Origin of the sequence: Tabrizicola flagellatus, from assembly GCF_008271465.1 — a bacterium.
Lineage (GTDB): Bacteria > Pseudomonadota > Alphaproteobacteria > Rhodobacterales > Rhodobacteraceae > Tabrizicola > Tabrizicola flagellata.
In genome coordinates, this window is the sequence record NZ_VMDU01000001.1 from 461,284 (window position 1) to 484,437 (window position 23,154).

The window sequence follows — 23,154 nt, forward strand, 5'->3', positions numbered from 1 at the left end:
CCATCAGGAGACGACCTCCGCCACCTCGAGGCAGGCGTGGAGGAGCACATCCGTCCCCGCCGCGGCCCATTCCGGGCTGATCTCCTCGGCCTCGTTGTGGGAAAGCCCGTCCACGCAGGGGCACATCACCATCACCGTGGGGGCGACGCGGTTGATCCAGCAGGCGTCGTGGCCGGCGCCAGAGACGATGTCCATGTGGGAATAGCCAAGTTTCTCAGCGGATTGCCGGACGATCTTCACGAGGCCCGGATCAAAGGTGACCGGGTCGAAATGGCCCACGTCCTCGATCTCGCAGCCGAGGCCCAGTTCTTTCGCCACCGCATGGGCGGCGCGGATGACTTCGGCCTTCATCGCATCCAGCTTCGCTTGTTCGGGCGACCGGATATCCACGGTGAACACGCATTTCCCCGGGATCACGTTGCGCGAGTTCGGGTAGACGTTGCACTGGCCCACCGCCCCCACCGCGTTCGGCTGGTGGCTCATGGCGATCTGGTGGACGCGCTCGGTGATCCGCGCCATCCCCAGCCCGGCGTTGACCCGCATGTGCATCGGAGTCGATCCGGTATGCGCCTCGCGCCCCGTCAGCGTGATCTGCAACCACCACAGGCCCTGCCCATGGGTCACGACGCCGATATCCTTGCCCTCGGCCTCGAGGATCGGGCCCTGTTCGATGTGCAGCTCCAGCATCGCATGCATCTTCCGCGCGCCCACGGGTTCGTCGCCGACCCAGCCGATGCGCTTCAACTCGTCGCCGAAGGCCTTCCCCTCGGCATCGCGGCGCGCATAGGCATAGTCCTGCGTGTGCATCCCCGCAAAGACGCCCGAGGCCAGCATGGCGGGCGCGAACCGCGTGCCTTCCTCGTTGGTCCAGTTCGTCACCACGATCGGACGGCGGGTCTTGACCCCCATGTCGTTCAGCGTGCGCACGACTTCCAGCGCGCCGAGAACCCCGAGCACGCCGTCATACTTGCCCCCCGTGGGCTGGGTGTCGAGGTGCGAGCCCATGTAGACCGGCAGTGCATCCGGGTCCGTCCCCGCCCGCGTCGCGAACATGTTGCCCATGGTATCGACGCCCATCGTCATGCCCGCGGCCTTGCACCAGGACGCGAACAGGTGGCGCCCCTCGCTGTCGGCATCGGTCAGGGTCTGGCGGTTGTTGCCGCCCGCGACGCCCGGGCCGATCTTGGCCATCTCCATCAGGCTGTCCCACAGCCGTTCGGAATTGATCCGCAGGTTGTCCCCGGTTGCTGGCATCTGACGCTCCCTGTTCGCGCGGGGCCATCCTGCCCCTTGCCGCGACTCATTTCCTGACCGTATGGTCAAGGTGAAGGCGACCACAACCTGACCATTCGGTCAACAAGAAACCGGAGAGCGATGAGCGGCGACGCCCAGATTTCACGCCTCAAACCGGGACGTCGCACGGATATCCGGCGCGAGAACGAACGCGCGATCCTGGAGGCGGCCGAGAAGGTCTTTGCCGAAGCCGGTTTCGGGGGGGCCACCATGCAGCTGATCGCCGACATGGCGGGGCTGCCCAAGGCGAACCTGCACTACTACTTCGCCACCAAGGAGGACCTTTATCGCCGCGTGGTGCAGCAGATCTTCGAGATCTGGCTCGATGCTGCCGCCAGCTTCGACGACGCGCCCGGCCCGGTTGAAGGGATCGGCGCCTATATCGACGCCAAGATGGACATCTCGCGCCGCCATCCGCATGGGTCGAAGGTCTGGGCGAGCGAAGTGATGCACGGCGCGCCGGTGATCCAGGACTATCTGGAAACGACGCTGCGCGACTGGACCGAGGGCCGGATCGCGGTCATCCAGCGCTGGATCGACGAAGGCAAGATGCGTCCGGTAAACCCGCGGCATCTTCTTTACCTGCTCTGGGCCACGACCCAGCACTACGCGGATTTCGGGCACCAGATCCAGACGCTGAACGGGGGCCGGCCGCTGAGCGAGGCGCAGTGGAAAGAGGCCAAAGCCAGCGTGAAGGACATGGTCCTGCGCGGGATCGGGGCGATCTGAGGGGGGCGGAGATGGACCTGACCGAACTCGAGGCCGAATATGCCACGCTCGCCCTGCCCGCCTTCGACGAGTTGTCGGCGCTGCGGCTGGGACAGATCCTCGTGGATCTGGCCCTGGCCGAGGATCTGCCGGTGGTCATCGACATCCGCACCGGGGACCGGACACTCTTCCATGCCGCCCTGCCGGGCTCGGCGCCGCTGAACGACCTCTGGGCGCGGCGCAAGTCGAACACGGCGCTGAAGTTCCAGCTGCCCTCGCTTCTGGTCGGGCGCCGGCTGGCGGCCAGGGACGAGACGCTGGCCCGGCACGGGCTTTCGGCCGAGGATCATGCCGAGGCGGGCGGCGCGGTGCCGATCCGGGTGGCCGGGGTCGGCGTGGTGGCGGTGGCCACCGTCTCGGGCCTGCCGCAGGTCGAGGATCACCGGCTGGTCGTCCGCGGCCTGCGCGCGATGCTCGACGGCGCGGGCACGGGCTGACCCCCCTGTTGCAGCCGGTTTGACCTCTCGCCTCGGGCTGCGCTATTCCCGATGTGTCCATCCCCTTGTTCCGGTTCCCATGTCTGCCACCGCACGCCCCCGCTCCCGCATCCAGCAGAGGAACCGCGAGGTCATCCTCGACGCCGCGCTGGAGGTGTTCTCGGCGCACGGGTTCCGGGGGGCGACGCTCGACCAGATCGCCGAAGTCGCCGGTCTGTCGAAGCCCAATCTGCTCTACTACTTCCCCTCGAAGGAGGCGGTGCACAAGGCGCTGCTGACCGGGCTGCTGGACACCTGGCTGGATCCGTTGCGCGCCATGGATCCGGCCGGCGACCCGCTGGCGGAAATCCTCGCCTATGTCCGCCGCAAGCTTGACCTCGCGCGCGACTACCCGCGCGAAAGCCGGCTTTTCGCGGGCGAGATCCTGCAAGGCGCCCCGCGCATGCGCGAGGCCATCGAGGGCGACCTGAGGGCGCTGGTCACCGACAAGGCCGCCGTGCTGACCCGCTGGATGGAGGAAGGCCGCATCGCCCGGGTCGATCCGGTGCATCTGATCTTCTCGGTCTGGGCCCTGACCCAGCACTATGCCGATTTCGACGTGCAGGTGCGCGCCGTCCTCGGCCCCGGCCACGATCCCTTCGCGGAGGCGGGCGGGTTCCTCGACACGCTCTTCACCCGTCTGCTCAAGCCCGATCCCTAAAGTCTTAAGGACAATCCGGCTGAGCAGGTGTTGATTTCGGGTTAAGATCCGCTTGCTCTTTTGACCGAAAGGAGGGCGAGCGATGGCCATGATCACCAGCATCCGTGCGCCGCTTCCAGTGGCAGAGGCGCCCCTTCATCCCCCCGCCCCGACGCGCGCCGACCGGTCGGCACCCGTTGACGGGACGGCTGCGGTCGCACCGCCCCAGAGGGTCGGGTCCGTGACCCAGGCTCCGGCCGAACGGGGGACAGACCCGCAGCTTCTGCTGAGCCGGGCTTCGGCCGAAGCCACTGCTGCCGCCGCCGCAGAGGCCGCGCGGGACGCCTACATAAAGGCGAGCATCGCTGCCGGTATCAGCCCCCTGCCCCTGCCCTGAGCCGACCGGCCGGACCGCAAGAATTTTCGCCGAAAATTCTTGCGCCACGATGGGCCGTTCACTTCGCCTTAACCTTGTGGGTCGAAGCTCGGGCCATGTTGCAAGCCTCCTCTCCCGCTGCCACCCTGCCCTGGCTCGATCACGTCTTCTCTGCCAAGGCGGCGGCGACCGGCGGGGTCGTCCGCCGGTCGATCCGGGACGTGGAGCGCGAAGTCGGCCGCGCGCGCTTTGTTGCGGAAGTCCGCCGTCGCGGCTTCCATCTGGTGGAATGCGGCGGCCAGTACATCGTGATCTGCAACCAGGGTCAGATCCGGATCCTCTGCTGAGCCGCAGGGAACCCAAGAATTTTCGACGAAAATTCTTGGGTCGTCCAGGACCTATTCGGCGGCCTGCACGCTCGGGTTGTTCGGGTGCGTGGTCCAGTTCGCGTAATCGCCGACCTTCACGCCCGTCCGCGGATCGACCGCCCCCTTGGCCAGCGGCACCATGGTGATGCAGTTGTCCACCGGGCAGACGTTGACGCAGAGATTGCAGGCCACGCATTCCTCGTCCTTCACGGTGAAGGTCCGGTCCGCAGACATGGCGATGGCCTGGTGGCTGGTGTCCTCGCAGGCGGCATAGCAGCGGCCGCACTTGATGCAGGCATCCTGGTCGATATGGGCCTTGGTGACGTAGTTCAGGTTCAGATACTGCCAGTCGGTGACATTCGGCACCGCGCGGCCGACCAGGTCGCTGAGGCCGATCTGCTTGTCGTCCAGATACTGCGACAGGCCCGAGATCATCTCCTGCACGATCTTGAAGCCATAGGTCATCGCCGCGGTGCAGACCTGCACGTTGCCCGCGCCCAGGGCCAGGAACTCGGCCGCGTCGCGCCAGGTGGTGACGCCGCCGATGCCGCTGATCGGCAGGCCGCGGGTTTCCGGGTTGCGGGCGATCTCGGCCACCATGTTCAGCGCGATGGGCTTGACGGCCGGGCCGCAGTATCCGCCGTGCGTGCCCTTGCCGTCGATCGAGGGCTCGGGGCTGAAGTTGTCCAGGTTGACCGATGTGATCGAGTTGATCGTGTTGATGAGACTGACGGCATCCGCCCCGCCGCGCTTGGCCGCCTCAGCCGGCTTGCGGATGTCGGTGATGTTCGGCGTCAGCTTGACGATGCAGGGCATGCGGCTGTGTTGCTTGACCCAGCGCGTCACCATCTCGATGTATTCCGGCACCTGCCCCACGGCCGAGCCCATGCCGCGTTCGGCCATCCCGTGCGGGCAGCCGAAGTTCAACTCAACCCCGTCGGCCTCGGTGTCCTCGATCCGGTGCAGGATGTCCTTCCAGGACTCCTCGTCGCAGGGCACCATCAGGCTGATGACCAGCGCGCGGTCGCGCCATTTGCGCTTGACCGCCTTGATCTCGCGCAGGTTCACCTCCAGCGGCCGGTCGGTGATCAGCTCGATGTTGTTGAGCCCGAGAAGCCGCCGGTCCGCGCCCCAGATCGCGCCATAGCGCGGCCCGTTGACGTTCACGACCGGAGGCCCCTCGGCGCCGAGCGTCTTCCACACGACGCCGCCCCAGCCGGCCTCGAAGGCGCGCTCGACATTGTATTGCTTGTCCGTCGGCGGCGCCGAGGCCAGCCAGAACGGGTTCGGAGACTTGATGCCGACGAATTCGGACGACAGGTTAGCCATGATGCACCTCTCCCTGACATGCGGCAGCCGCCGCCATGGGGCGGGCGATGCCGAGGATTGTTGTTGTGAAGGTCCGGCTCAGGCGCCGGTGAACAGCGACCAGATCCAGCCGATGGCGTGGCCCGCCACCTCGCCGAACAGCGGCGTGACATAGGCCCAGGCGAGACAGCCGATGAAGTTGACCACCATGAAGCACGGCACCGACATCCGCGCGATCCCGGCCATCACGAAGACGACCGCGCGCAAGGGGCCGAAGAAATGCCCGATCATGACCGCCCAGATCCCCCAGCGCCGGAAGGCGGCATTGCCCTTCTCCACGGCGTCGGGATGGTTGCGGAACGGCCAGAGCGACAGGATCGGCCCGCCGAAATACCAACCGATCGCGTAGGAGGCAATCGAGCCGATCAGCGCCCCGATCGAGGCGCCGGCCCAGATCGGGAACAGCGACAGCTCTCCGCTGGCCACGAAGGCGCCGACCCCCAGCAGGATCGCCGTCGAGGGAATGGCGATGGACAGGAAGGCGAGGTTCTCGCCGAAGGCGAAGACCAGGGCGATCCAGAAGGCCCAGTCCCGGTTCTCCCGTACGAAGGCGAGCGTCGCCTCGATCCATCCGTCCACGTTCGCCACCCACATCCCGGCCAGGCCATCCGCCTAGCCGGGCCAGAGCGAATGTGCAACCGCCTGCCATCGGTCAGGCCATCAGGTGCTTGTGGATCGCCTCGGCGGCATCGCGCCCCTCGGCGACGGCGGTCACCGTCAGGTCTTCGCCACCCGCGGCACAGTCACCGCCCGCCCAGACCTTGCCCTGGTGCCCGGCAAGCTTGCCGCCCTGCACCGCCAGCCCCTCGGGCGCGCCGGCCAGCGTCTGGCCGATGGCCTTGAACACCTGGTCGGCCTTCAGCCGGAAGGTCTCGCCAGTGGATTTCAGGCCCTCGGGCGTCTCCTGCGTATAGGCGAATTCCACCTCGCGCACCGCGCCGTTGCCGTGGATCGCCACCGGCATCGCGTTGCAGATGATCCGCACGCCGGCGCTGGTGGCATGTTCCTGTTCGTAGGCCGAGGCGGACATCTTCTCCTGCCCGCGGCGATAGACGATGGTCACGGTCTCGGCGCCCAGAAGCTTGGACTGCACCGCCGCATCGACCGCCGTCATGCCGCCGCCGATCACCACCACGTCGCGGCCGATGGGCAGGGTGGACAGATCGGCGGTCTGGCGCAATTCGGCGATGAAATCCACCGCGTCGCGCACACCGGCCTTGTCCTCGCCAGCGGCGCGGAGCGCGTTCACCCCGGCCAGACCGATGCCGAGGAACACCGCGTCATACCCGGCCTCCAGCTCGGCCAGCGTCACGTCGCGGCCGAGTTCCACTCCGCAGCGCAGCTCGATTCCGCCGATGGACAGTAGCCAGTCCACCTCCTTCTGCGCGAAACCATTCGTCGCCTTGTAGCTGGCGATGCCGTATTCGTTCAGGCCCCCCGCCTTGGGGCGGCGTTCATAGATCACCACGTCATGACCATGCATCGCCAGCCGGTGCGCGCAGGCCAGACCCGCCGGCCCCGCACCCACCACCGCCACCCGCTTGCCGGTCGGCGTGCCGCGCGTGAAGGGATGCAGACCTTTGGCCATCGCCACATCGGTCGCATAGCGTTGCAGCCGGCCGATCTCCACCGGCTTGCCCTCGGCCGCCTCACGGACGCAGGCCTCTTCGCAAAGCGTCTCGGTCGGGCAGACCCGGGCGCAGATGCCGCCCAGGATGTTCTGGCTCCAGATCGTCGTCGCCGCCGCCTCGGGCGTGCCGGTCGCGATCTGGCGGATGAAGAGCGGAATGTCGATCGAGGTCGGGCAGGCCGTGATGCAGGGCGCATCATGGCAGAAGTAGCAGCGGTCCGCCGCCACACGCGCCTCGTGCCGGTCGAGCGCAGGCTCGTGGTCGGCGAAGTTGCGGGCGTAGGCTTCGGCTGGCAGGCGACCCGGAACGATGCCGGGCGTCAGCGGGCTGTTCGACATGGGCTGGGGGCCTCCCTGGCTTATGATTGGTCTCAGGCTGGCACAGGTCGATTTTTTTATCAAACGGTAAATTTTCCGGAATGAACGATTTTCGACACGATGACACCGGTCGGATCGGCATTGCCTGTCTCTTGGGCGCTTTCGCGGCTTTTCAGCCCCCATGGGCTCGCGTATAAGCGCCGAATACCAGACTGCGGCGGGCTGCGGGCCCAAGCCGCACGCGCCCAGGGCAGAGAAGAACAGAGGACCCGATGAGCAAGCAGAACACCGACTCCGACGTCGCATTCATCTCGGCCCTGGCCGAGCTTCTGAACAAGAACGACCTGACCGAACTGTCGGTGAAGCGGGAGTATGGCGAGGACGACAGCCTGGAAGTGCGCGTCGTCAAGCAGGCCAACGTGGTGACGGTTGCCGCCGCTCCGGCCCCGGTGGTCCATGCCGCGCCCGCGCCTGCCGCGACGGCAGCGGCTCCGACCGCCCCCGCGGCGGCCCCGGCCAACGAGGATCCGGCCCAGCATCCGGGCGCCGTGACCTCGCCCATGGTCGGCACGGTCTATCTCGCCCCCGAACCCGGCGCCGCCCCCTTCGTGACCGTCGGCGCCCAGGTGGCCGAAGGCCAGACCGTCCTCATCATCGAGGCGATGAAGACGATGAACCACATCCCCGCCCCGCGCGCGGGCACGGTGAAGCGCATCCTGGTCGAGGATGGCCACCCGGTCGAATACGGCGCCCCCCTGATGATCATCGAATAAGGGCGGGCCGATGTTTGACAAGATCCTGATCGCCAACCGGGGGGAGATCGCGCTGCGCGTGATCCGGGCCGCCCGCGAAATGGGGATCAAGTCGGTGGCCGTCCATTCCACCGCCGACACCGACGCGATGCACGTCCGCATGGCCGACGAAAGCGTCTGCATCGGGCCGGCGCCGTCCTCGGCCAGCTACCTGAACAAGGCCGCGATCATCTCGGCCTGCGAGATCACCGGCGCGCAGGCGGTGCATCCGGGCTACGGGTTCCTTTCGGAAAACGCCAGCTTCGCCCAGGCGCTGGAGGATCACGGCATCACCTTCATCGGCCCGAACGCGGAACATATCCGCATCATGGGCGACAAGATCACCGCCAAGGAAACCGCGAAGGAGTTGGGCATCCCCGTGGTGCCCGGATCGGACGGCGGCGTGCCGGATTTCGAGACGGCGAAGAAGGTCGCTGCCGAGATCGGCTATCCGGTCATCATCAAGGCCACCGCCGGCGGCGGCGGGCGCGGCATGAAGGTCGCGAAGGACGCCTCCGAGCTGGAGATCGCCTTCCGCACCGCGCGGTCCGAGGCCAAGGCCGCCTTCGGCAACGACGAAGTCTACATGGAGAAATACCTCCAGCGCCCGCGTCACATCGAGATCCAGGTCTTCGGGGACGGCAAGGGCGGCGCGGTGCATCTGGGCGAACGCGACTGTTCGCTGCAACGCCGCCACCAGAAGGTGTTCGAAGAGGCCCCCGGCCCCGTCATCACGCCGAAGCTGCGGTCGGAGATCGGCACGATCTGCGCCAATGCGATGAAGAAGCTGAAATACATCGGCGCGGGCACGATCGAGTTCCTGTACGAAGACGGCAAGTTCTACTTCATCGAGATGAACACCCGGCTTCAGGTCGAACATCCGGTGACCGAGGCGATCTTCGGCGTGGACCTCGTGCGCGAACAGATCCGCGTCGCCTCGGGCCTCGGCCTGTCCTTCTCGCAGGAGGAGCTCGAGATCAACGGCCACGCGATCGAGGTGCGGATCAATGCCGAGAAGATCCCCGGCTTTTCCCCCTGCCCCGGCCGGATCACCCAGTTCCATGCCCCGGGCGGTCTGGGCGTGCGGATGGATTCGGCGATCTACGACGGCTACCGGATCCCGCCCTATTACGACAGCCTGATCGGCAAGCTGATCGTGCATGGCCGCGACCGGCCCGAGGCGCTGGCCCGCCTCCGCCGCGCGCTGGGAGAGCTGATCATCGACGGCATCGACACCTCGATCCCGCTGTTCCACATGCTTCTGGCCGAGCCCGACATCCAGAACGGCGACTACAACATCCACTGGCTGGAAAAGTGGCTGGAAAAGCAGTTCTCTTGATCTGAACGGGGCGCCCCGGCAACGGGCGCCTCACCGCAAAAGTTTCCGTAAACTTTTGCAAAATCCTCCGAAGGATTTTGCGATGTCCGTGCCCGCCGACGAGATCACCCCGGACATCCTCCTGCGCGCCTATGCGATGGGCATCTTCCCGATGTCCGACGGTCGCGACGACCCCGAGATCCACTGGGTCGATCCCCGGCTTCGGGGTGTGATCCCGCTGGAGGGCTTCCATATATCGCGCTCGCTGGCCAAACGCATCCGCTCTGGCCGGTTCCGGGTGACGGTGGACGAGGATTTCGACGCGGTGGTCGAGGCCTGCGCCGCGCGAGGCGAAACCTGGATCAGCCGTCGCATCCAGGCCCTGTACCTCGACCTGCACCGGCTGGGCTTTGCCCACAGCATCGAGGTGCGCGAGGGCACGGCGCTGGTCGGCGGGGTCTATGGCGTGACGCTGGGGGCGGCCTTCTTCGGCGAAAGCATGTTCTCGCACGTGACCGATGCCTCGAAGGTGGCGCTGGCCCATGCGGTGCACCGGCTGCGGGCCGGCGGCTTCCGGCTCTTCGACACCCAGTTCCTGACACCGCACCTGGCAAGCCTCGGCGCGGTCGAGATCACGCGCGCCGACTATCATCGCCGGCTGAGCGACGCCCTTGCGCAACGCGCCGTGTTCGCGCCCGAGGGCTATTCGCCCTCGCCGTCCGAGGTTGCATCCGCCTCGGGCGCGATCTCGGGCACCGAGCCTCCAGGCAGGATGCAGCCCAGCACCCAGACGTCATAGCGCGGATGGTCCAGCGCCGACAGCGCCGGGGACGAGGCCAGCATCCAGCCGGTGAAGAGCGGCGTCTCGGTCGTCTCTTCCAGGATCGTCAGGTGCGCCTCGGCTTCCGAGGCCGGGTTGCCGGTCGGATAGCGGCAGCTGTCCAGCCGGACGATCAGCCGGCCGAACTTGGCCGTCTGGCCACGCGACAAGGTGACGTCGCCTGTCGAACTGGTCAGCTTGTCCAGAAAGCGCAGCGACGCCCCTTCGGACTCGGTGAACTCCGGGCCTGCGGGTTGTCCAGTTTCCTGCGCCACGACCGGCAACGCCAGGACAAGAACGAGTGCCGCAAGCAGCGCCCTCATGGTGCAGGAGCCTCGTCTGCCGGGGCCTCGTCCCCGCTGCCGCCCCCGGAGGCGAACTTCATCAGGAGCGTGATCAGGCTGACCGCGCCCTGGGTATCCTCGATCTCGCCGCCGGGTTCCAGCATCTCCAGCGCGCCGCCGGGCTGGACTTCGACGAAGGTGCCGCCAAGGAGGCCTTCGGAGGCGACCAGGATCGTCGAATCGACCGGAACCGCCACGTCCTTGCGCATCGAGATGGTGGCATCGGCGAAATAGGTCTCGGGGTTGAGCCGCAGGTCGGTCACCGTCCCGACCTTGACGCCGGCCAGCCGCACGTCGGTGCCGACGCGCACGCCTTCGGCCGACCGGAAACTGGCCGTCAGCGGATAGCTGTCAGGCGCGGCACCGACCCCCGCACCCCGCGCGGCATAGACGGCAAACCCCAAGGCAACCGCAAGCACGGCGGCTCCGGCCAGGATCTCGGCGCGTTCGTAGGCCATCACTCGGGCTGCCACGCCTCGTAGTCGGCCCTTGCGACCGGCTCGGCACGACGGATCGAGCCAGGCGGCACATAGGCAGCCTCGGTGCCGGTCAGGTTCTCCTGATGCGGCTTTTCCCAGGGCTTGTGGCGCAGGGGTGCCTTGGTCGGCGGCTCGTCCCAGGTGTGGTGCAGCCAGCCGTGCCAGTCGGGCGAGATGCGGCTTGCCTCCATCTCGCCATTGTAGATCACCCAGCGCCGCTTGCCGTCACGGGTCTGGTAGAAGACATTCCCCGCCTCGTCCTCGCCCACCTTCACGCCCTTGCGGCTGGTGAAAAGCTGGGTGCCGATGGTCTGGCTGTTCCACCAGGTCAGCAGGCGCTTGAGGAAGTACATGGGCGGACTCCGTCTTCGTTTCCCCCCATATGGCGGAAAGCCGGGGCGAGGTCTAGGGTCAAGCGGCAGGTCCCGCACCACGGGTGCTTCGCTGCCGGTCGAGCCATGAAAAAAGGCGGGCATGAGGCCCGCCTTCCGCATCGCAAGAGCCGGATCAGGCCTTGACCGGTTCCTTCTTCTTCGTCTCGGTGTACACCAGCATCGGCTTGGCGCCGGCGTTCACCGCCTCTTCCTTCACCACCACTTCCTCGACCCCGTCCATGCCGGGAAGCTCGAACATGGTGTCGAGAAGGATGTCCTCCATGATCGAGCGCAGGCCACGCGCCCCGGTCTTGCGCTTGATCGCGCGCTTGGCGATGGCCGTCAGGGCGTCGGGGGTGAAGGTCAGCTTGACCCCCTCGATCTCGAACAGGCGCTGATACTGCTTGACCAGAGCGTTCTTCGGCTCGGTCAGGATGGTCACCAGCGCGGCCTCGTCGAGGTCGGTCAGCGTGGCGATGACCGGCAGGCGGCCGACGAATTCCGGGATCAGGCCGAACTTGAGCAGATCCTCGGGTTCCAGTTCCTTGAACAGGTCGCCGACGCTGCGTTCGTCCGGGCTCTTGACCTCGGCGCCGAAGCCGATGCCCGACCCCTTGTTGCGCTGGGCGATGATCTTTTCCAGGCCCGCGAAGGCGCCGCCGCAGATGAAGAGGATGTTCGTCGTGTCCACCTGCAGGAATTCCTGCTGCGGATGCTTGCGCCCGCCCTGCGGCGGGACGGAGGCCACGGTGCCTTCCATGATCTTCAGAAGCGCCTGCTGCACGCCCTCCCCGGACACGTCGCGGGTGATCGAGGGGTTGTCGGACTTGCGGGTGATCTTGTCCACCTCGTCGATGTAGACGATCCCGCGTTGCGCGCGTTCGACATTGTATTCGCTGGCCTGCAAGAGCTTGAGGATGATGTTCTCCACATCCTCGCCGACATAGCCGGCCTCGGTCAGCGTCGTGGCGTCCGCCATGGTGAAGGGCACGTCCAGGATGCGCGCCAGCGTCTGCGCGAGCAGCGTCTTGCCGCAGCCGGTGGGGCCGATCAACAGGATGTTCGACTTCGACAGTTCGATGTCGTTCTTCGAGGAATGGTTCAGCCGCTTGTAGTGGTTGTGCACTGCCACCGACAGCACGCGCTTGGCGTGGACCTGGCCGATCACGTAGTCGTCCAGCACCTTGCAGATCTCGCGCGGGGTGGGCACGCCGTCCGAGGATTTCAGACCCGTGGTCTTGGTCTCCTCGCGGATGATGTCCATGCACAGCTCGACGCATTCGTCGCAGATGAAGACCGTGGGACCCGCGATCAGCTTGCGCACCTCATGCTGGCTCTTGCCGCAGAACGAGCAGTAGAGGGTGTTCTTGCTGTCGCCGCCGGTGTTGTTCGCCATCCGCAGTCCTCTGAGCTTTGACCCGCTTCGCCGGGCCGGTGCCTCGGGGGAAGTTTAGGGCCTTCCCCCAGGCTCCACAATCCGAAAAACCCGCCGGGAAACTCGGCGGGAATGTGGGCGTCATTTCGACGTATCGTCGGCCTTTCCGCGGCTTTCGAGGATCTGGTCGATCAGGCCCCAGGCCTTCGCATCCTCGGCCGACATGAAGTTGTCGCGCTCCAGCGCCGCCTCGACGGTGTCGTAGTCGTTGCCGGTGTGCTTGACGTAGATTTCGTTCAACCGGCGCTTCAGTTTCAGCGTTTCCTGCGCATGGATCATGATGTCGGTCGCCTGGCCCTGGTAGCCGCCCGAGGGCTGGTGCACCATGATCCGGCTGTTCGGCAGGCTGAAGCGCATGCCCTTTTCCCCGGCCGTCAGCAGCAGCGAGCCCATCGAGGCCGCCTGCCCGATCACCAGCGTGGAAACCTTCGGCCGGATGTACTGCATCGTGTCGTAGATCGACAGGCCCGCGGTCACCACGCCGCCTGGGCTGTTGATGTACATGCTGATTTCCTTGGAGGGGTTTTCCGATTCCAGGAACAGAAGCTGGGCGCAGATCAGGCTGGACATGCCGTCATGCACCGGGCCGCCGAGGAAGATGATCCGTTCCTTCAACAGGCGGCTGAAGATGTCGTAGGCGCGTTCGCCCCGGCTCGTCTGTTCGACGACCATGGGGACCAGCGTGTTCATGTAGTGCTCAACGGGATCGCGCATCGGGGCCTGCCTCTTTCAGTCGCTCGAGGAATATCGTCGAATGTATTGCCAGAGTCTTAGTGGGGTGACACGGGGGCTGCAAGGGCACGTCCTGCGCTTTTGCCGCAGGGGTTCCGCGCCTTGAAAGCCGCGCGCGGCGGCCTAGACCCGGTGCATGTTCACGCCGACACGAGCCGCGGGCCTGGCGCGCCTGGCCGACTTCCTGCCCCGGGCGGGCCGCGACTATGCGGCGCTGCGCAACCTCGATCTGCCCGGTCATCCGCATGTCTCCACCCTCTCGCCCTGGCTGCGCCATCGCCTCGTGACCGAGGAGGAAGTCATCGACGCCACCCTGCGCGCGCATCCGCAGGGGGCCGAGAAGTTCCTGGCCGAGATCTGGTGGCGCACCTACTGGAAGGGCTGGCTGGAGCTGCGGCCGGGGCTCTGGACGGCCTACCGGCAGGGCCTGGCGGCGGGCCTGAACCGGCTGGCGGCAGAACCGGGTCTCGCGGCGCGGGCAGAGGCGGCAATGACGGGCGACACCGGCATCGACTGCTTCGACCACTGGGCGCGCGAGCTGGTGGCTACCGGCTATCTGCACAATCACGCCCGGATGTGGTTCGCCTCGATCTGGATCTTCACCCTGCGGCTGCCCTGGGAACTGGGGGCCGATTTCTTCCTGCGCCACCTCCTGGACGGCGACCCGGCCTCGAACACCCTGTCCTGGCGCTGGGTGGCGGGCCTGCACACGCCCGGCAAGACCTATCTCGCCACAGCCGACAACATCCGGCGCAACACGAACGGCCGCTTCCGCCCCGAAGGCCTGGCCCCCGAGGCCCCGCCCCTGCCTATGTCGCCCCTGCCGCCGCCCCGTCCCGCCCCGCAGGGCGATCACTTCGATGCCTCGGCGCCCTCGCTCCTCCTGGCAACCGAAGAGGACCTGTGTCCCGAGTTCCTGCTGAACCTCGGACTGCGCCCCGTGGCCGTTGCGGCGCTCGGCGACGTTGCCGGTCGGTCGCCTCTGGCCGTCGCCGACCCCGTCCACCGCTTCACCGAGGCGGCGATCGCCGACAGCCTCGGCCGTCTCGGCCATCCCGGCGCGCCCCGGTTCGGCCGCCGGACCCTCCCCGCGCTGGTCGATCTGGCAGAGCGCGCGGGCGCAGCGCAGATCGTCACGCCCTATGCCCCGACCGGCCCGGTGGCCTCGGCCCTGTCCGATCTCGCGTCTCTGGCGGGACGGCGGGGCATCGGCCTGACCCGTGTCCTGCGCGATCACGACCGGCACGCCTGGCCGCTGGCCACGCACGGGTTCTTCCGCTTTCGCGAGGCGGTGATGGGCTAGCGGAAGGTCCGGGCCGCCAGCGCCACCCGCGCCCCGGCGGTGACGACGCACAAGACCCCGAAGGTCCACGCCAGAGGCACGAACAGGCCTGGCCAGAGCGCGAGGATCAGGAAACAGAGGATCGTCTCGGTTCCTTCCATCAGGCCGGCGGTGAAATAGAGCGACTTCTCGCCCCGGCTGCGGGTCTGCATGCCCTGCCGCTCGGCCAGCACCGCAAAACCCAGAAAGGTCGCCGCGTTGACATAGAAGCTGAACAGAAGGAAGGCCCCCGCGACCCCGTTCGCGGCCGGGTCGCGCAGGACGAAGGCCAGCGGGATCGCGCCGTAGAAGGCGAAATCGGCCACGATGTCGAGAAAGCCGCCGAAATCGCTCTTGCCGCGCGCCCGGGCAACCGCGCCGTCAAGGCCATCGGCCAACCGGCTGGCCATGAGCACCAGCGCCACCCCGGCCCCTGCCCCGCCGGCAGAGATCAGCCCAGCCGCTGCAAGCCCCAGCACGAGGCCCGCCAGCGTAACTGCGTTGGCCGTGGCCCCGCGCGCCGCCAGCCAGCGGCCACCCTCGTTCAGGGGAGCGTCGATCACCCCGCGCATCAAGCCGTCCAGCATGGCCCACTCCCGATTCGTCCGCATGATCCTCGCTAGCCGGACGGCAGGGAAGTCAACTTTCCGCGGATTTCCGCCCAAGGCATCGGCCGGACCGCTGGCGCACGCCAAAGTTGCGTGCGCAGGTCTGCGTTTTTCGACTATTTCACCAATAACGCCACTTTCTGCCCGATTCCGGCCCAACTGGTCGACGATCAACAAGACTGCCATTCTACGGGGAGTTGCCATGATGATGCGCCTGCAGCTGGCGGCGGTTGCCGCCTCGGCCGTGCTTTGCCTCGGAACTGCCGCTCAGTCCTGCTCGATTCCCGCCAATGCCCAGGCCATGCAGGCAGAGCTGCTGGCGCACCTGAACGCCGAACGCAAGGCGCGCGGCCTGTCGCCGCTGACGCTCTCGGCCAAGCTCGACAAGGCCGCCCAGGGCCATGCCTGCGACAATGCAAGCCGCAGGTCGATCAGCCACACCTCCTCGGATGGCGGCACGCTCAAGACGCGCCTGCGCCGCGCGGGCTATGCCTTCCGCACTGCCGCCGAGAACACCGGCCGCGGCTTCGCCAGCGGTGCGCGGGCGGTGCAGTGGTGGATGAACTCGCCCAAGCACAAGGACAACATCCTGTTGCGCAAGGCGCGCGAAGTCGGGGTCGGCATCGCCCTCAGCCCCGCGCCCGACAACAAGCTGCACTGGATCATCGTGGTCGGCGCCTCGAAATAGCCTAGCGCGCGATCACCAGTTCCGCCTTCAGCCCCCCTAGCGCCTCGCCTTGCGACAGGCGCAGGTCACCGCCGTGGCTGCGCGCGATGTCCGAGGCGATCGCCAGCCCCAGCCCGACCCCTCCGCCCTGGTTCGGATCGCGCGAGGCATCCAGCCGCGCGAAGGGTCGCAGGGCCTCGTCGCGGCGGTCCTCGGGGATGCCGGGGCCGTCGTCCTCGACCGCTATGCGCAGGCTGCGGTCCTGGAAGACCAACCGCAGTTCCACCTTTCGGCCATAGCGCAGGGCATTGCCGACCAGATTCTCGATGGCACGGCGGATGGCCGTCGGTCGCATCTCCACCGGCTCGGCCCGCCCCTCGACACCCGCAAGCCGCACCCTTGCCCCCGCCTTCTCGACCACATCCGTCACCAGGGCGACCGCATCCACCGGCTCGGACTGTTCCGTCGCGTCGCTGCGCACGAAGGCCAGGAACTCGTCCACCATGCGTTCCATCTGCGCGACGTCCTCCTGCAACGCCGCCACTTCCGGGTCCTCCGGCATCAGCGACAGGGCCAGCCGCATCCGCGTCAGCGGCGTGCGCAGGTCGTGACTGACGCCGGACAGCATCAGCGTGCGCTGCTCGATCTGGCGCTCGATCCGGGCGCGCATGTCCAGGAAGGCGCGGCCCGCCGCCCGAACCTCGAGCGCTCCGCGCGGCTTGTAGCGCACGCTCTGCCCCTTGCCGAAGGCCTCGGCCGCCTCGGCCAGCTTGGTGATCGGCCGAAGCTGCCGGCGCAGGAAATAGTAGGCGATCACCGTCAAAAGGACCGATGTGAACAGCATCAGCACGATCAGCTGATGCGGGTTGGTCGCCGACATCCGCCGCCGGCTGACCTCGGCCCCGACCGGCCCGAAACGGCTGTCGAAGCGGAGGAACACCCTCCGTGCCGGATCGGTCAGGTCGATCGCACGCAGTCCCGGCAGCCGCGACCGCAGCGTCGTCATGATCGTGTTGCCGGACAGGTCGATGAACGCCATCCGGTCCGCGACCGGGGCCTCCGGCCCGGCCGGAATCGACAGCCTGATCTCCAGCGCCTCGGCCAGCGGCGTGACCTCGGCGCGGGCCTCCTCCAGCGTGGCGCTCGACTCGATCCGGTCCATCAGGAACCCCAAGTCGATCGCCACACCTTGCGTCATCTGTGCGGTTACGCCTTCATAGAAGCGCTGGATGAACTCGGTCGAGAACACCAGTTGAATCGCCAGGATCGGCACGATCAGGATCAGCGCCGCCCGGCCGTAGAGCCCTCTGGGAAGAAGACGTTGCAAGATCGACATCACCCCGACCCTAACCGCGCGCATGCGGCTTGGAAAGCCGGCAGACCGTGACCGGCGCCCGGACCTCCGACCCGCCGGTGCGCTGCCTGGTGGCGCCGAACCCGTCTCCGCTGACCGGGGCCGGAACCAACACCTGGATCGTTGGCGGCAGCGGCCTCGTCGTCATCGACCCGGGACCCGATGATCCCGCGCATCTGGCGGCGATCCTGGGCGCGGTCGGCCCGGGGCAACGGATCGACCTGATCGTGGTCACCCATGCCCATCTCGACCACTCCGCCCTCGCGCCGCGCCTTGCCGCCCGGACCGGAGCCCCGGTCCATGCCTTCGGCGGTGCCACTGACGGTCGCAGTCGCGTGATGCAGGGCCTGGCCGACAGCCTCGCGGTCCGGGGCGAGGGCCTCGACCTTCGCTTCGCGCCCGACCGGCGGCTGGCGGATGCCGATCTGCTGACCGGCCCGGACTGGGACCTGCGCGCGCTGCACACGCCGGGGCACCTGGGCGGGCACCTTTGCCTCGCTCTCGGCGACACCCTGTTTTCCGGCGATCATGTCATGGGCTGGTCCACCTCGATCGTCTCGCCGCCGGATGGCGACATGACCGACTACATGGCGTCGCTGCACCGGCTGGCCCAGGCGCGCTGGTCCCGCTTCCTGCCCGGCCACGGCGATCCGGTCGCGGATCCGGCACGGCGCCTGGCCGAGCTGATCGCGCATCGTCAGGGGCGCGAGACGCAGATCCTTGCGATGCTCTCCGAAGGTCCTGCCCGCATAGCTGAACTCACCGCGCGCATATATGCCGGCACCCCGTCACATCTCCTCCCTGCGGCCGCGCGCAATGTCCTTGCGCATCTCGTTGATCTGGCAAGCAGAAAGCTCGTGACCGCTCGCCCCTCCCTGGCCCCAGACGCCGAGTTCCGCCTTGCCTGACCGCCGGCGCATTTTCCCCGGATTTGCCCCTTGCCGCCCCCAAGCGGCCTTGCTATAGACCGCCCCGTGTTCCGGCGTAGCTCAGCGGTAGAGCAGTTGACTGTTAATCAATTGGTCGTAGGTTCGATCCCTACCGCCGGAGCCAAAAAATCCTGATCTAATTGGATATTGAACGGGCGACGTCTCCCTCCGCCCGGTTTTGTCCATGTCATGCGCTCCTTCGCTGGCAGAGAGGACAGGAGACGCGCCTCGCCGACGTCCGCCGCCGCAGTCTGCCCCGGCCACGCGCGCCATCCCGGATGCACCCTTGGCCTCGGATCCGGCCGCACCGAAAGTTTTGCGGTTGATGCGACCGAACCACCCGTCCAGACTGGTCCGACAGATCTGCTGTTTTCCGGCCCGATCCCGACCTTGCCGGGACCAACTCTTCCGCCGCATCATTTTTGTATTGTCATAGCTTTGAAATTTACTATATGAACCCCATCAGACAAACGCGAGCGCGAATCCGATGTCCCGACCCCTTCTCCTGTCTAGCCTGCTGGCTGTTGCCGTTATCTCCGCCGGTTCGCTCCTGGCCGAGCCGTTCACCGTCACAGCAAAACCCGTCACGGTCTGGAAATCCGTCTACGGCAGCGTCGAGGCGCGCGACCGGATCCCGGCCCGCTCGCGCATCGGCGGAACGCTGGTCGAACTGTCGGTGAACGAAGGCGACCTGGTGACCGCCGGTCAGGAGATCGCCCGGATCGTCGATGACAAGCTGGACTTCCAGCTTGCCGCGATCGCCGCGCAGCGCGAGGCTCTGTCGGCCCAGCTTGCCAATGCCGAGGTCGACCTGAAACGTGGCGAGGACCTTCTGAAGAACGGCGTGACCACGACGCAGCGGGTGGATGCCCTTCGCACCCAGGTCGATGTGCTGAAGGGCCAGATCGCCGCGCTGGTCGCCCAGGCCGACGTCGTCACCCAGCAGGCGAAGGAGGGTGTCGTGCTGGCGCCCGTCGCGGGCCGGGTGCTGGACGTGCCGGTCACCAAGGGCGCGGTCCTGATGCCGGGCGAAATCGTGGCCGTGGTCGGCGGCGGCGGCACCTATCTGCGTCTGGCCGTGCCCGAACGCCATGCCACCGCGCTTGATGCCGGCGACAAGATCCGCATCACCGAAGGCGGCGAGGACCGCGAGGGCACGCTTGCCCGCGTCTATCCGCTGATCGAGGGCGGCCGCGTTACCGCCGATGTCGAGATCGACGGTCTGCCCGACAGCTTCGTCGGCAAGCGCATGCTGATCAGCCTGCCCGTCGCCGAACGCGAGGCCCTTCTGGTGCCCGAAACCACGCTCGTCACCCGCGCCGGGCTCGATTTCGTCGGCCTCAAGACGCCTGAAGGCGTGGCCCTGCGCAGCATCGTGCCGGGCGAGACCCATGTGATCGACGGCATCCCGATGGTCGAGGTCGTCACCGGCCTTGCGGCGGGCGATGTCGTGCTGCCTGCTTCCGAGGCGACCCATGCCGCCGAGGTGGGCCATGAGTGAGCCGAGGACCAAGCACCCGCTGGGGATCGCGGGCGGGCTGACCAAGGCCTTCATCAACTCGGCCCTGACCCCCCTCTTCATCCTCGCCGCCCTCGCTGCCGGCCTCGTGGCGCTGGTCTCGCTCCCGCGCGAGGAAGAGCCGCAGATCTCGGTGCCGCTGGTGGACATCCATGTCCAGGCCCAGGGCCTCAAGGCGGTGGATGCGACGAAGCTCGTGACCGAACCGCTCGAGGTGCTGGTCAAGGGCATCAATGATGTCGAACACGTCTATTCCTCGACCCGCGACGATGCGGCGATGGTGACGGCACGGTTCGTCGTCGGCACGCGGTCGGAGGATGCGATCCTGCGCGTCCACGACAAGATCCGCGCCAACATGGACGTGATCCCGGTCGGCATCCCCGAACCGCTGATCGTGGGCCGCGGCATCGACGACGTGGCGATCCTGACCCTGACCCTGTCCTCGGAAACCGCCACCGCGAACGACCTGACCCGCATCGCCCGCACGCTGCAGACCGAGGTCGCCAAGACCGAGAACGTGGGCCTGACCTACCTCGTCGGCGACGCGCAGGACGCGATCCGCATCGAACCCGACCCCGACCGCCTGGCGCTGTACGGCGTGACGCTGCAACAGCTTGCCGGCAAGGTCGCCCAGGCCAACCGCACGCTGAACACGGGCAAGCTGCGCGATCAGGGCCAGATGGTGGACCTCGTCGCCGGCGAGACGCTGACCGCGCCGGCCGAGGTGGCGAACCTCCTGCTCACCACCCGCGACGGGCGTCCGGTCTATGTCTCGGACGTGGCCACCGTGGCTTACGTCGAAAACACCAGCGACACCATCGTCTCGCACATGGCCAAGACCGGGGACGGCAAGGTCGTCTCGGGTCCGGCGGTGACGCTGGCCATCGCCAAGCGTGCCGGTGCGAACGCGGTGGTCGTGGCCGAAGAGGTGCTGCACCGCGTCCATGAACTGGAACCGAAGCTGATCCCGGACGGCGTGGACATCACCATCACGCGCGACTATGGCGAGACGGCGAACGAAAAGGCGAACGAACTGCTGTTCCACCTCGGCCTCGCCACCGTCTCGATCATCGCTCTGGTCCTGTTTGCCATCGGCTGGCGCGAGTCGCTCGTGGTGGCCATCGTGATCCCGGTGACGATCCTGCTGACGCTCTTTGCCGCCTGGATCATGGGCTACACGCTGAACCGGGTGTCGCTCTTCGCACTGATCTTCTCGATCGGGATCCTCGTCGATGACGCGATCGTGGTGATCGAGAACATCGACCGCCACTGGGGCATGGACCGCCGCAAGCCGCGCCTGCAGGCCGCCATCGAGGCGGTGGCCGAGGTCGGCAACCCCACCATCGTCGCCACGCTGACCGTGGTCGCGGCGCTTCTGCCGATGCTGTTCGTCTCCGGCCTGATGGGTCCCTACATGTCGCCCATCCCGGCCAATGCCAGCGCCGCGATGATCTTTTCCTTCTTCGTCGCGGTCATCATCACCCCCTGGCTGATGGTCAAGATCGCCGGCCGCGCCGACATGCGGGAACATGCCCATGACGACATCCACGGCGGCCATCACGGCGGCTGGCTGGAAAAGGCCTACTCCGCCGTCGCGCGGCCGGTGCTGAAGACCAAGGGGCGCAGCCTGGCCTTCCTTCTGGTCACCGCCGTCCTGTCCTTCGGCTCGCTCGCGGCGCTCTACACCCGCGACGTGACAGTGAAGCTCCTGCCCTTCGACAACAAGTCGGAACTGTCGGTGGTGATCGACCTGCCCGAGGGCTCCTCGGTCGAGGCGACCGACCGCGTTGCCCGCGACGTGGCCGATGTCGTGATGCAGCTGCCCGAAGTGACCTCGGTCCAGACCCATGCCGGCACGCCCGCGCCGTTCAACTTCAACGGGCTGGTGCGCCACTACTACTTGCGCAAGGAACCGCAGCTCGGCGAGGTGGCGATCAACCTGACGCCCAAGACCGACCGCGACCGGGCCAGCCACGACATCGCGCTCGACATCCGCCAGCGTCTGGCCGACCTGCCGGTGCCGGAAGGCACCAGCCTGAAGGTCGTCGAACCCCCGCCGGGGCCGCCGGTGATCTCGACCCTGCTGGCCGAAGTCTATGGTCCCGATGCCGAAACCCGGCGCGAAGCCGCCCGGATGATCCGCCAGGCCTTCGAGTCCGTGCCCTTCATCGTCGATGTGGACGACAGCTTCGGCACCCAGGCCCGCCGCCTGCGCGCCACGATCTCGACCGACGATCTCGACTTCTACGGCGTGCAGGAACAGGACGTGTTCGACACGCTCGCGCTTCTGAACGGCGGCCAGACGGTGGGCTACTCGCACCGCGGCGAGGGGCGCCTGCCGATCCCGCTGGTCGTGGGGCGCGACAAGTCCGACCGGGTCATGGACGAACGCTTCCTGACCACGCCCATTCCGGCCAACGCCCTGCCCGGCGCGCGCGGGGTGGTGGAACTCGGCGACGTGATCCGCGTCTCCGAGGATCAGGCGAGCTATCCGATCTTCCGCCACAACGGCCGCGATGCCGAGATGGTGACGGCCGAACTGGCCGGCGATTTCGAAGCGCCGCTCTACGGCATGCTCGCCGTTGCCGACCAGATCGAGAAGATGGACTGGCCCGAAGGCACCAAGCCCACGATCGCGCTGCACGGCCAGCCCGAGGACGAAAGCAAGGTCACGCTTCTGTGGGACGGCGAATGGGAAGTGACCTTCGTCACCTTCCGCGACATGGGGGCGGCCTTCGGGGTGGCGCTCCTGGGCATCTACATCCTGGTCGTGGCCCAGTTCGGTTCGTTCAAGCTGCCGCTCGTCATCCTCACACCGATCCCGCTGACCTTCCTGGGGATCATCTTCGGCCACTGGCTGTTCGGGGCACCGTTCAGCGCCACATCGATGATCGGTTTCATCGCGCTCGCGGGCATCATCGTGCGGAACTCGATCCTGCTGGTCGATTTCATCCGCCACGCCACGCCAGAGGGCCAGTTGCCCAGCGTCGCCACCCTGATCGAGGCCGGCGCGATCCGCTTCAAGCCGATCCTCCTGACCGCCATCGCCGCCATGATCGGTGCGGTGGTGATCCTGGCCGACCCGATCTTCCAGGGCCTCGCCATCTCGCTCTTGTTCGGTCTGCTCAGCTCCACGCTGCTGACCGTGCTTGTCATCCCGGCGATCTACCGCGTCTTCCGGACGGCATCCGGCAGCACGGCGCCCGCCACCACTGCCTGATCAGAA

The 23,154-nt window shown here is 67.2% G+C and carries 24 protein-coding genes and 1 tRNA gene; 14 read left to right on the forward strand and 11 right to left on the reverse strand.

Annotation, left to right across the window (positions count from 1 at the left end; all coding sequences use genetic code 11):
* Window positions 1–3 precede the first annotated feature (3 nt).
* The gene (locus tag FL625_RS02220) at window positions 4–1,254 is read right to left on the reverse strand and encodes a Zn-dependent hydrolase (RefSeq protein ID WP_149586989.1); all 1,251 of its coding nucleotides are present in this window, start codon (window positions 1,252–1,254) and stop codon (window positions 4–6) included.
* 120 nt (window positions 1,255–1,374) lie between these two features.
* Between FL625_RS02220 and FL625_RS02225 the strand changes: the two genes are divergently transcribed.
* From FL625_RS02225 to FL625_RS02245, 5 genes are all read left to right on the forward strand, one after another.
* Window positions 1,375–2,022, forward strand: coding sequence for a TetR/AcrR family transcriptional regulator (locus FL625_RS02225; RefSeq protein WP_149586990.1), 648 nt, complete (start codon window positions 1,375–1,377; stop codon window positions 2,020–2,022).
* Between the two features lie 11 nt (window positions 2,023–2,033).
* Window positions 2,034–2,498 (forward strand): heme-degrading domain-containing protein, encoded by a 465-nt coding sequence (locus FL625_RS02230; RefSeq protein ID WP_149586991.1) that lies wholly within the window; start codon window positions 2,034–2,036, stop codon window positions 2,496–2,498.
* Window positions 2,499–2,577: 79 nt separating this feature from the next.
* Window positions 2,578–3,198: a TetR family transcriptional regulator C-terminal domain-containing protein gene (locus FL625_RS02235; protein ID WP_149586992.1), complete on the forward strand. Its 621-nt coding sequence runs from the start codon at window positions 2,578–2,580 to the stop codon at window positions 3,196–3,198.
* A gap of 82 nt (window positions 3,199–3,280) precedes the next feature.
* Window positions 3,281–3,574 carry a hypothetical protein gene (locus tag FL625_RS02240; protein WP_149586993.1) on the forward strand — a complete coding sequence of 98 codons (294 nt, stop codon included), beginning with the start codon at window positions 3,281–3,283 and terminating at the stop codon, window positions 3,572–3,574.
* A 74-nt stretch (window positions 3,575–3,648) separates the two neighbouring features.
* Window positions 3,649–3,900, forward strand: coding sequence for a hypothetical protein (locus FL625_RS02245; RefSeq protein ID WP_435532690.1), 252 nt, complete (start codon window positions 3,649–3,651; stop codon window positions 3,898–3,900).
* 51 nt (window positions 3,901–3,951) lie between these two features.
* On the opposite strand, the gene preA is transcribed toward FL625_RS02245, so the two are convergent.
* The 3 genes from preA to FL625_RS02260 all read right to left on the reverse strand — a co-directional run bounded on the left by preA (window position 3,952) and on the right by FL625_RS02260 (window position 7,258).
* Window positions 3,952–5,250, reverse strand: a complete 1,299-nt coding sequence (gene preA, locus FL625_RS02250) for an NAD-dependent dihydropyrimidine dehydrogenase subunit PreA (RefSeq protein ID WP_149586995.1) — start codon at window positions 5,248–5,250, stop codon at window positions 3,952–3,954.
* Between the two features lie 78 nt (window positions 5,251–5,328).
* A complete protein-coding gene (locus FL625_RS02255; protein ID WP_235019281.1) occupies window positions 5,329–5,883 on the reverse strand; it encodes a DedA family protein in 555 nt (184 codons plus the stop codon).
* Between the two features lie 58 nt (window positions 5,884–5,941).
* On the reverse strand, window positions 5,942–7,258 hold the full coding sequence (locus tag FL625_RS02260; protein ID WP_149586996.1) for an NAD(P)-dependent oxidoreductase: 1,317 nt from the start codon (window positions 7,256–7,258) through the stop codon (window positions 5,942–5,944).
* Window positions 7,259–7,509: 251 nt separating this feature from the next.
* On the opposite strand from FL625_RS02260, the gene accB reads away from it, so the two are divergent.
* From accB to aat, 3 genes are all read left to right on the forward strand, one after another.
* Window positions 7,510–8,010, forward strand: a complete 501-nt coding sequence (gene accB / locus FL625_RS02265) for an acetyl-CoA carboxylase biotin carboxyl carrier protein (protein ID WP_149586997.1) — start codon at window positions 7,510–7,512, stop codon at window positions 8,008–8,010.
* 10 nt (window positions 8,011–8,020) lie between these two features.
* Window positions 8,021–9,367, forward strand: a complete 1,347-nt coding sequence (gene accC / locus FL625_RS02270) for an acetyl-CoA carboxylase biotin carboxylase subunit (RefSeq protein ID WP_149586998.1) — start codon at window positions 8,021–8,023, stop codon at window positions 9,365–9,367.
* A gap of 82 nt (window positions 9,368–9,449) precedes the next feature.
* Window positions 9,450–10,145: a leucyl/phenylalanyl-tRNA--protein transferase gene (aat, locus tag FL625_RS02275; protein WP_149586999.1), complete on the forward strand. Its 696-nt coding sequence runs from the start codon at window positions 9,450–9,452 to the stop codon at window positions 10,143–10,145.
* Here the strand turns inward: aat and FL625_RS02280 are convergent.
* The 5 genes from FL625_RS02280 to FL625_RS02300 form a co-directional block, all read right to left on the reverse strand.
* Window positions 10,049–10,489: a DUF2155 domain-containing protein gene (locus FL625_RS02280; protein WP_149587000.1), complete on the reverse strand. Its 441-nt coding sequence runs from the start codon at window positions 10,487–10,489 to the stop codon at window positions 10,049–10,051. The genes aat and FL625_RS02280 overlap by 97 nt on opposite strands.
* Entirely contained in the window at window positions 10,486–10,968 is a 483-nt protein-coding gene (mlaD, locus tag FL625_RS02285) for an outer membrane lipid asymmetry maintenance protein MlaD (RefSeq protein WP_149587001.1), read from the reverse strand. Before mlaD ends, FL625_RS02280 begins: the two co-directional genes overlap by 4 nt.
* Window positions 10,968–11,342, reverse strand: a complete 375-nt coding sequence (locus FL625_RS02290) for an NADH:ubiquinone oxidoreductase subunit NDUFA12 (RefSeq protein ID WP_149587002.1) — start codon at window positions 11,340–11,342, stop codon at window positions 10,968–10,970. The genes mlaD and FL625_RS02290 overlap by 1 nt, the downstream gene beginning before the upstream one ends.
* A 154-nt stretch (window positions 11,343–11,496) precedes the next feature.
* Complete coding sequence (clpX, locus tag FL625_RS02295; RefSeq protein ID WP_149587003.1) at window positions 11,497–12,759, reverse strand: ATP-dependent Clp protease ATP-binding subunit ClpX; 1,263 nt, start codon at window positions 12,757–12,759, stop codon at window positions 11,497–11,499.
* A 120-nt stretch (window positions 12,760–12,879) separates the two neighbouring features.
* Window positions 12,880–13,512 (reverse strand): ATP-dependent Clp protease proteolytic subunit, encoded by a 633-nt coding sequence (locus tag FL625_RS02300; protein ID WP_149587004.1) that lies wholly within the window; start codon window positions 13,510–13,512, stop codon window positions 12,880–12,882.
* A gap of 154 nt (window positions 13,513–13,666) precedes the next feature.
* Here FL625_RS02300 and FL625_RS02305 point away from each other — a divergent pair, with 154 nt between their 5' ends.
* Window positions 13,667–14,833 carry an FAD-binding domain-containing protein gene (locus FL625_RS02305; protein WP_149587005.1) on the forward strand — a complete coding sequence of 389 codons (1,167 nt, stop codon included), beginning with the start codon at window positions 13,667–13,669 and terminating at the stop codon, window positions 14,831–14,833.
* Here FL625_RS02305 and FL625_RS02310 read toward each other — a convergent pair.
* Window positions 14,830–15,438 carry a CDP-alcohol phosphatidyltransferase family protein gene (locus tag FL625_RS02310; RefSeq protein WP_149587006.1) on the reverse strand — a complete coding sequence of 203 codons (609 nt, stop codon included), beginning with the start codon at window positions 15,436–15,438 and terminating at the stop codon, window positions 14,830–14,832. The two genes, FL625_RS02305 and FL625_RS02310, sit on opposite strands and share 4 nt — an antisense overlap.
* Before the next feature lie 223 nt (window positions 15,439–15,661).
* On the opposite strand from FL625_RS02310, the gene FL625_RS02315 reads away from it, so the two are divergent.
* Window positions 15,662–16,147: a CAP domain-containing protein gene (locus FL625_RS02315; RefSeq protein ID WP_160147716.1), complete on the forward strand. Its 486-nt coding sequence runs from the start codon at window positions 15,662–15,664 to the stop codon at window positions 16,145–16,147.
* A gap of 1 nt (window position 16,148) precedes the next feature.
* Here the strand turns inward: FL625_RS02315 and FL625_RS02320 are convergent, their stop codons facing one another.
* The gene (locus FL625_RS02320) at window positions 16,149–17,465 is read right to left on the reverse strand and encodes an ATP-binding protein (RefSeq protein WP_149587160.1); all 1,317 of its coding nucleotides are present in this window, start codon (window positions 17,463–17,465) and stop codon (window positions 16,149–16,151) included.
* 44 nt (window positions 17,466–17,509) lie between these two features.
* Between FL625_RS02320 and FL625_RS02325 the strand changes: the two genes are divergently transcribed.
* The 4 genes from FL625_RS02325 to FL625_RS02340 all read left to right on the forward strand — a co-directional run bounded on the left by FL625_RS02325 (window position 17,510) and on the right by FL625_RS02340 (window position 23,148).
* On the forward strand, window positions 17,510–18,388 hold the full coding sequence (locus FL625_RS02325) for an MBL fold metallo-hydrolase (RefSeq protein ID WP_235019282.1): 879 nt from the start codon (window positions 17,510–17,512) through the stop codon (window positions 18,386–18,388).
* 70 nt (window positions 18,389–18,458) lie between these two features.
* A tRNA-Asn gene (locus FL625_RS02330) sits at window positions 18,459–18,533 on the forward strand.
* Between the two features lie 363 nt (window positions 18,534–18,896).
* On the forward strand, window positions 18,897–19,910 hold the full coding sequence (locus FL625_RS02335) for an efflux RND transporter periplasmic adaptor subunit (RefSeq protein WP_149587009.1): 1,014 nt from the start codon (window positions 18,897–18,899) through the stop codon (window positions 19,908–19,910).
* Window positions 19,903–23,148, forward strand: coding sequence for an efflux RND transporter permease subunit (locus FL625_RS02340; RefSeq protein WP_149587010.1), 3,246 nt, complete (start codon window positions 19,903–19,905; stop codon window positions 23,146–23,148). Before FL625_RS02335 ends, FL625_RS02340 begins: the two co-directional genes overlap by 8 nt.
* Window positions 23,149–23,154 lie beyond the last annotated feature (6 nt).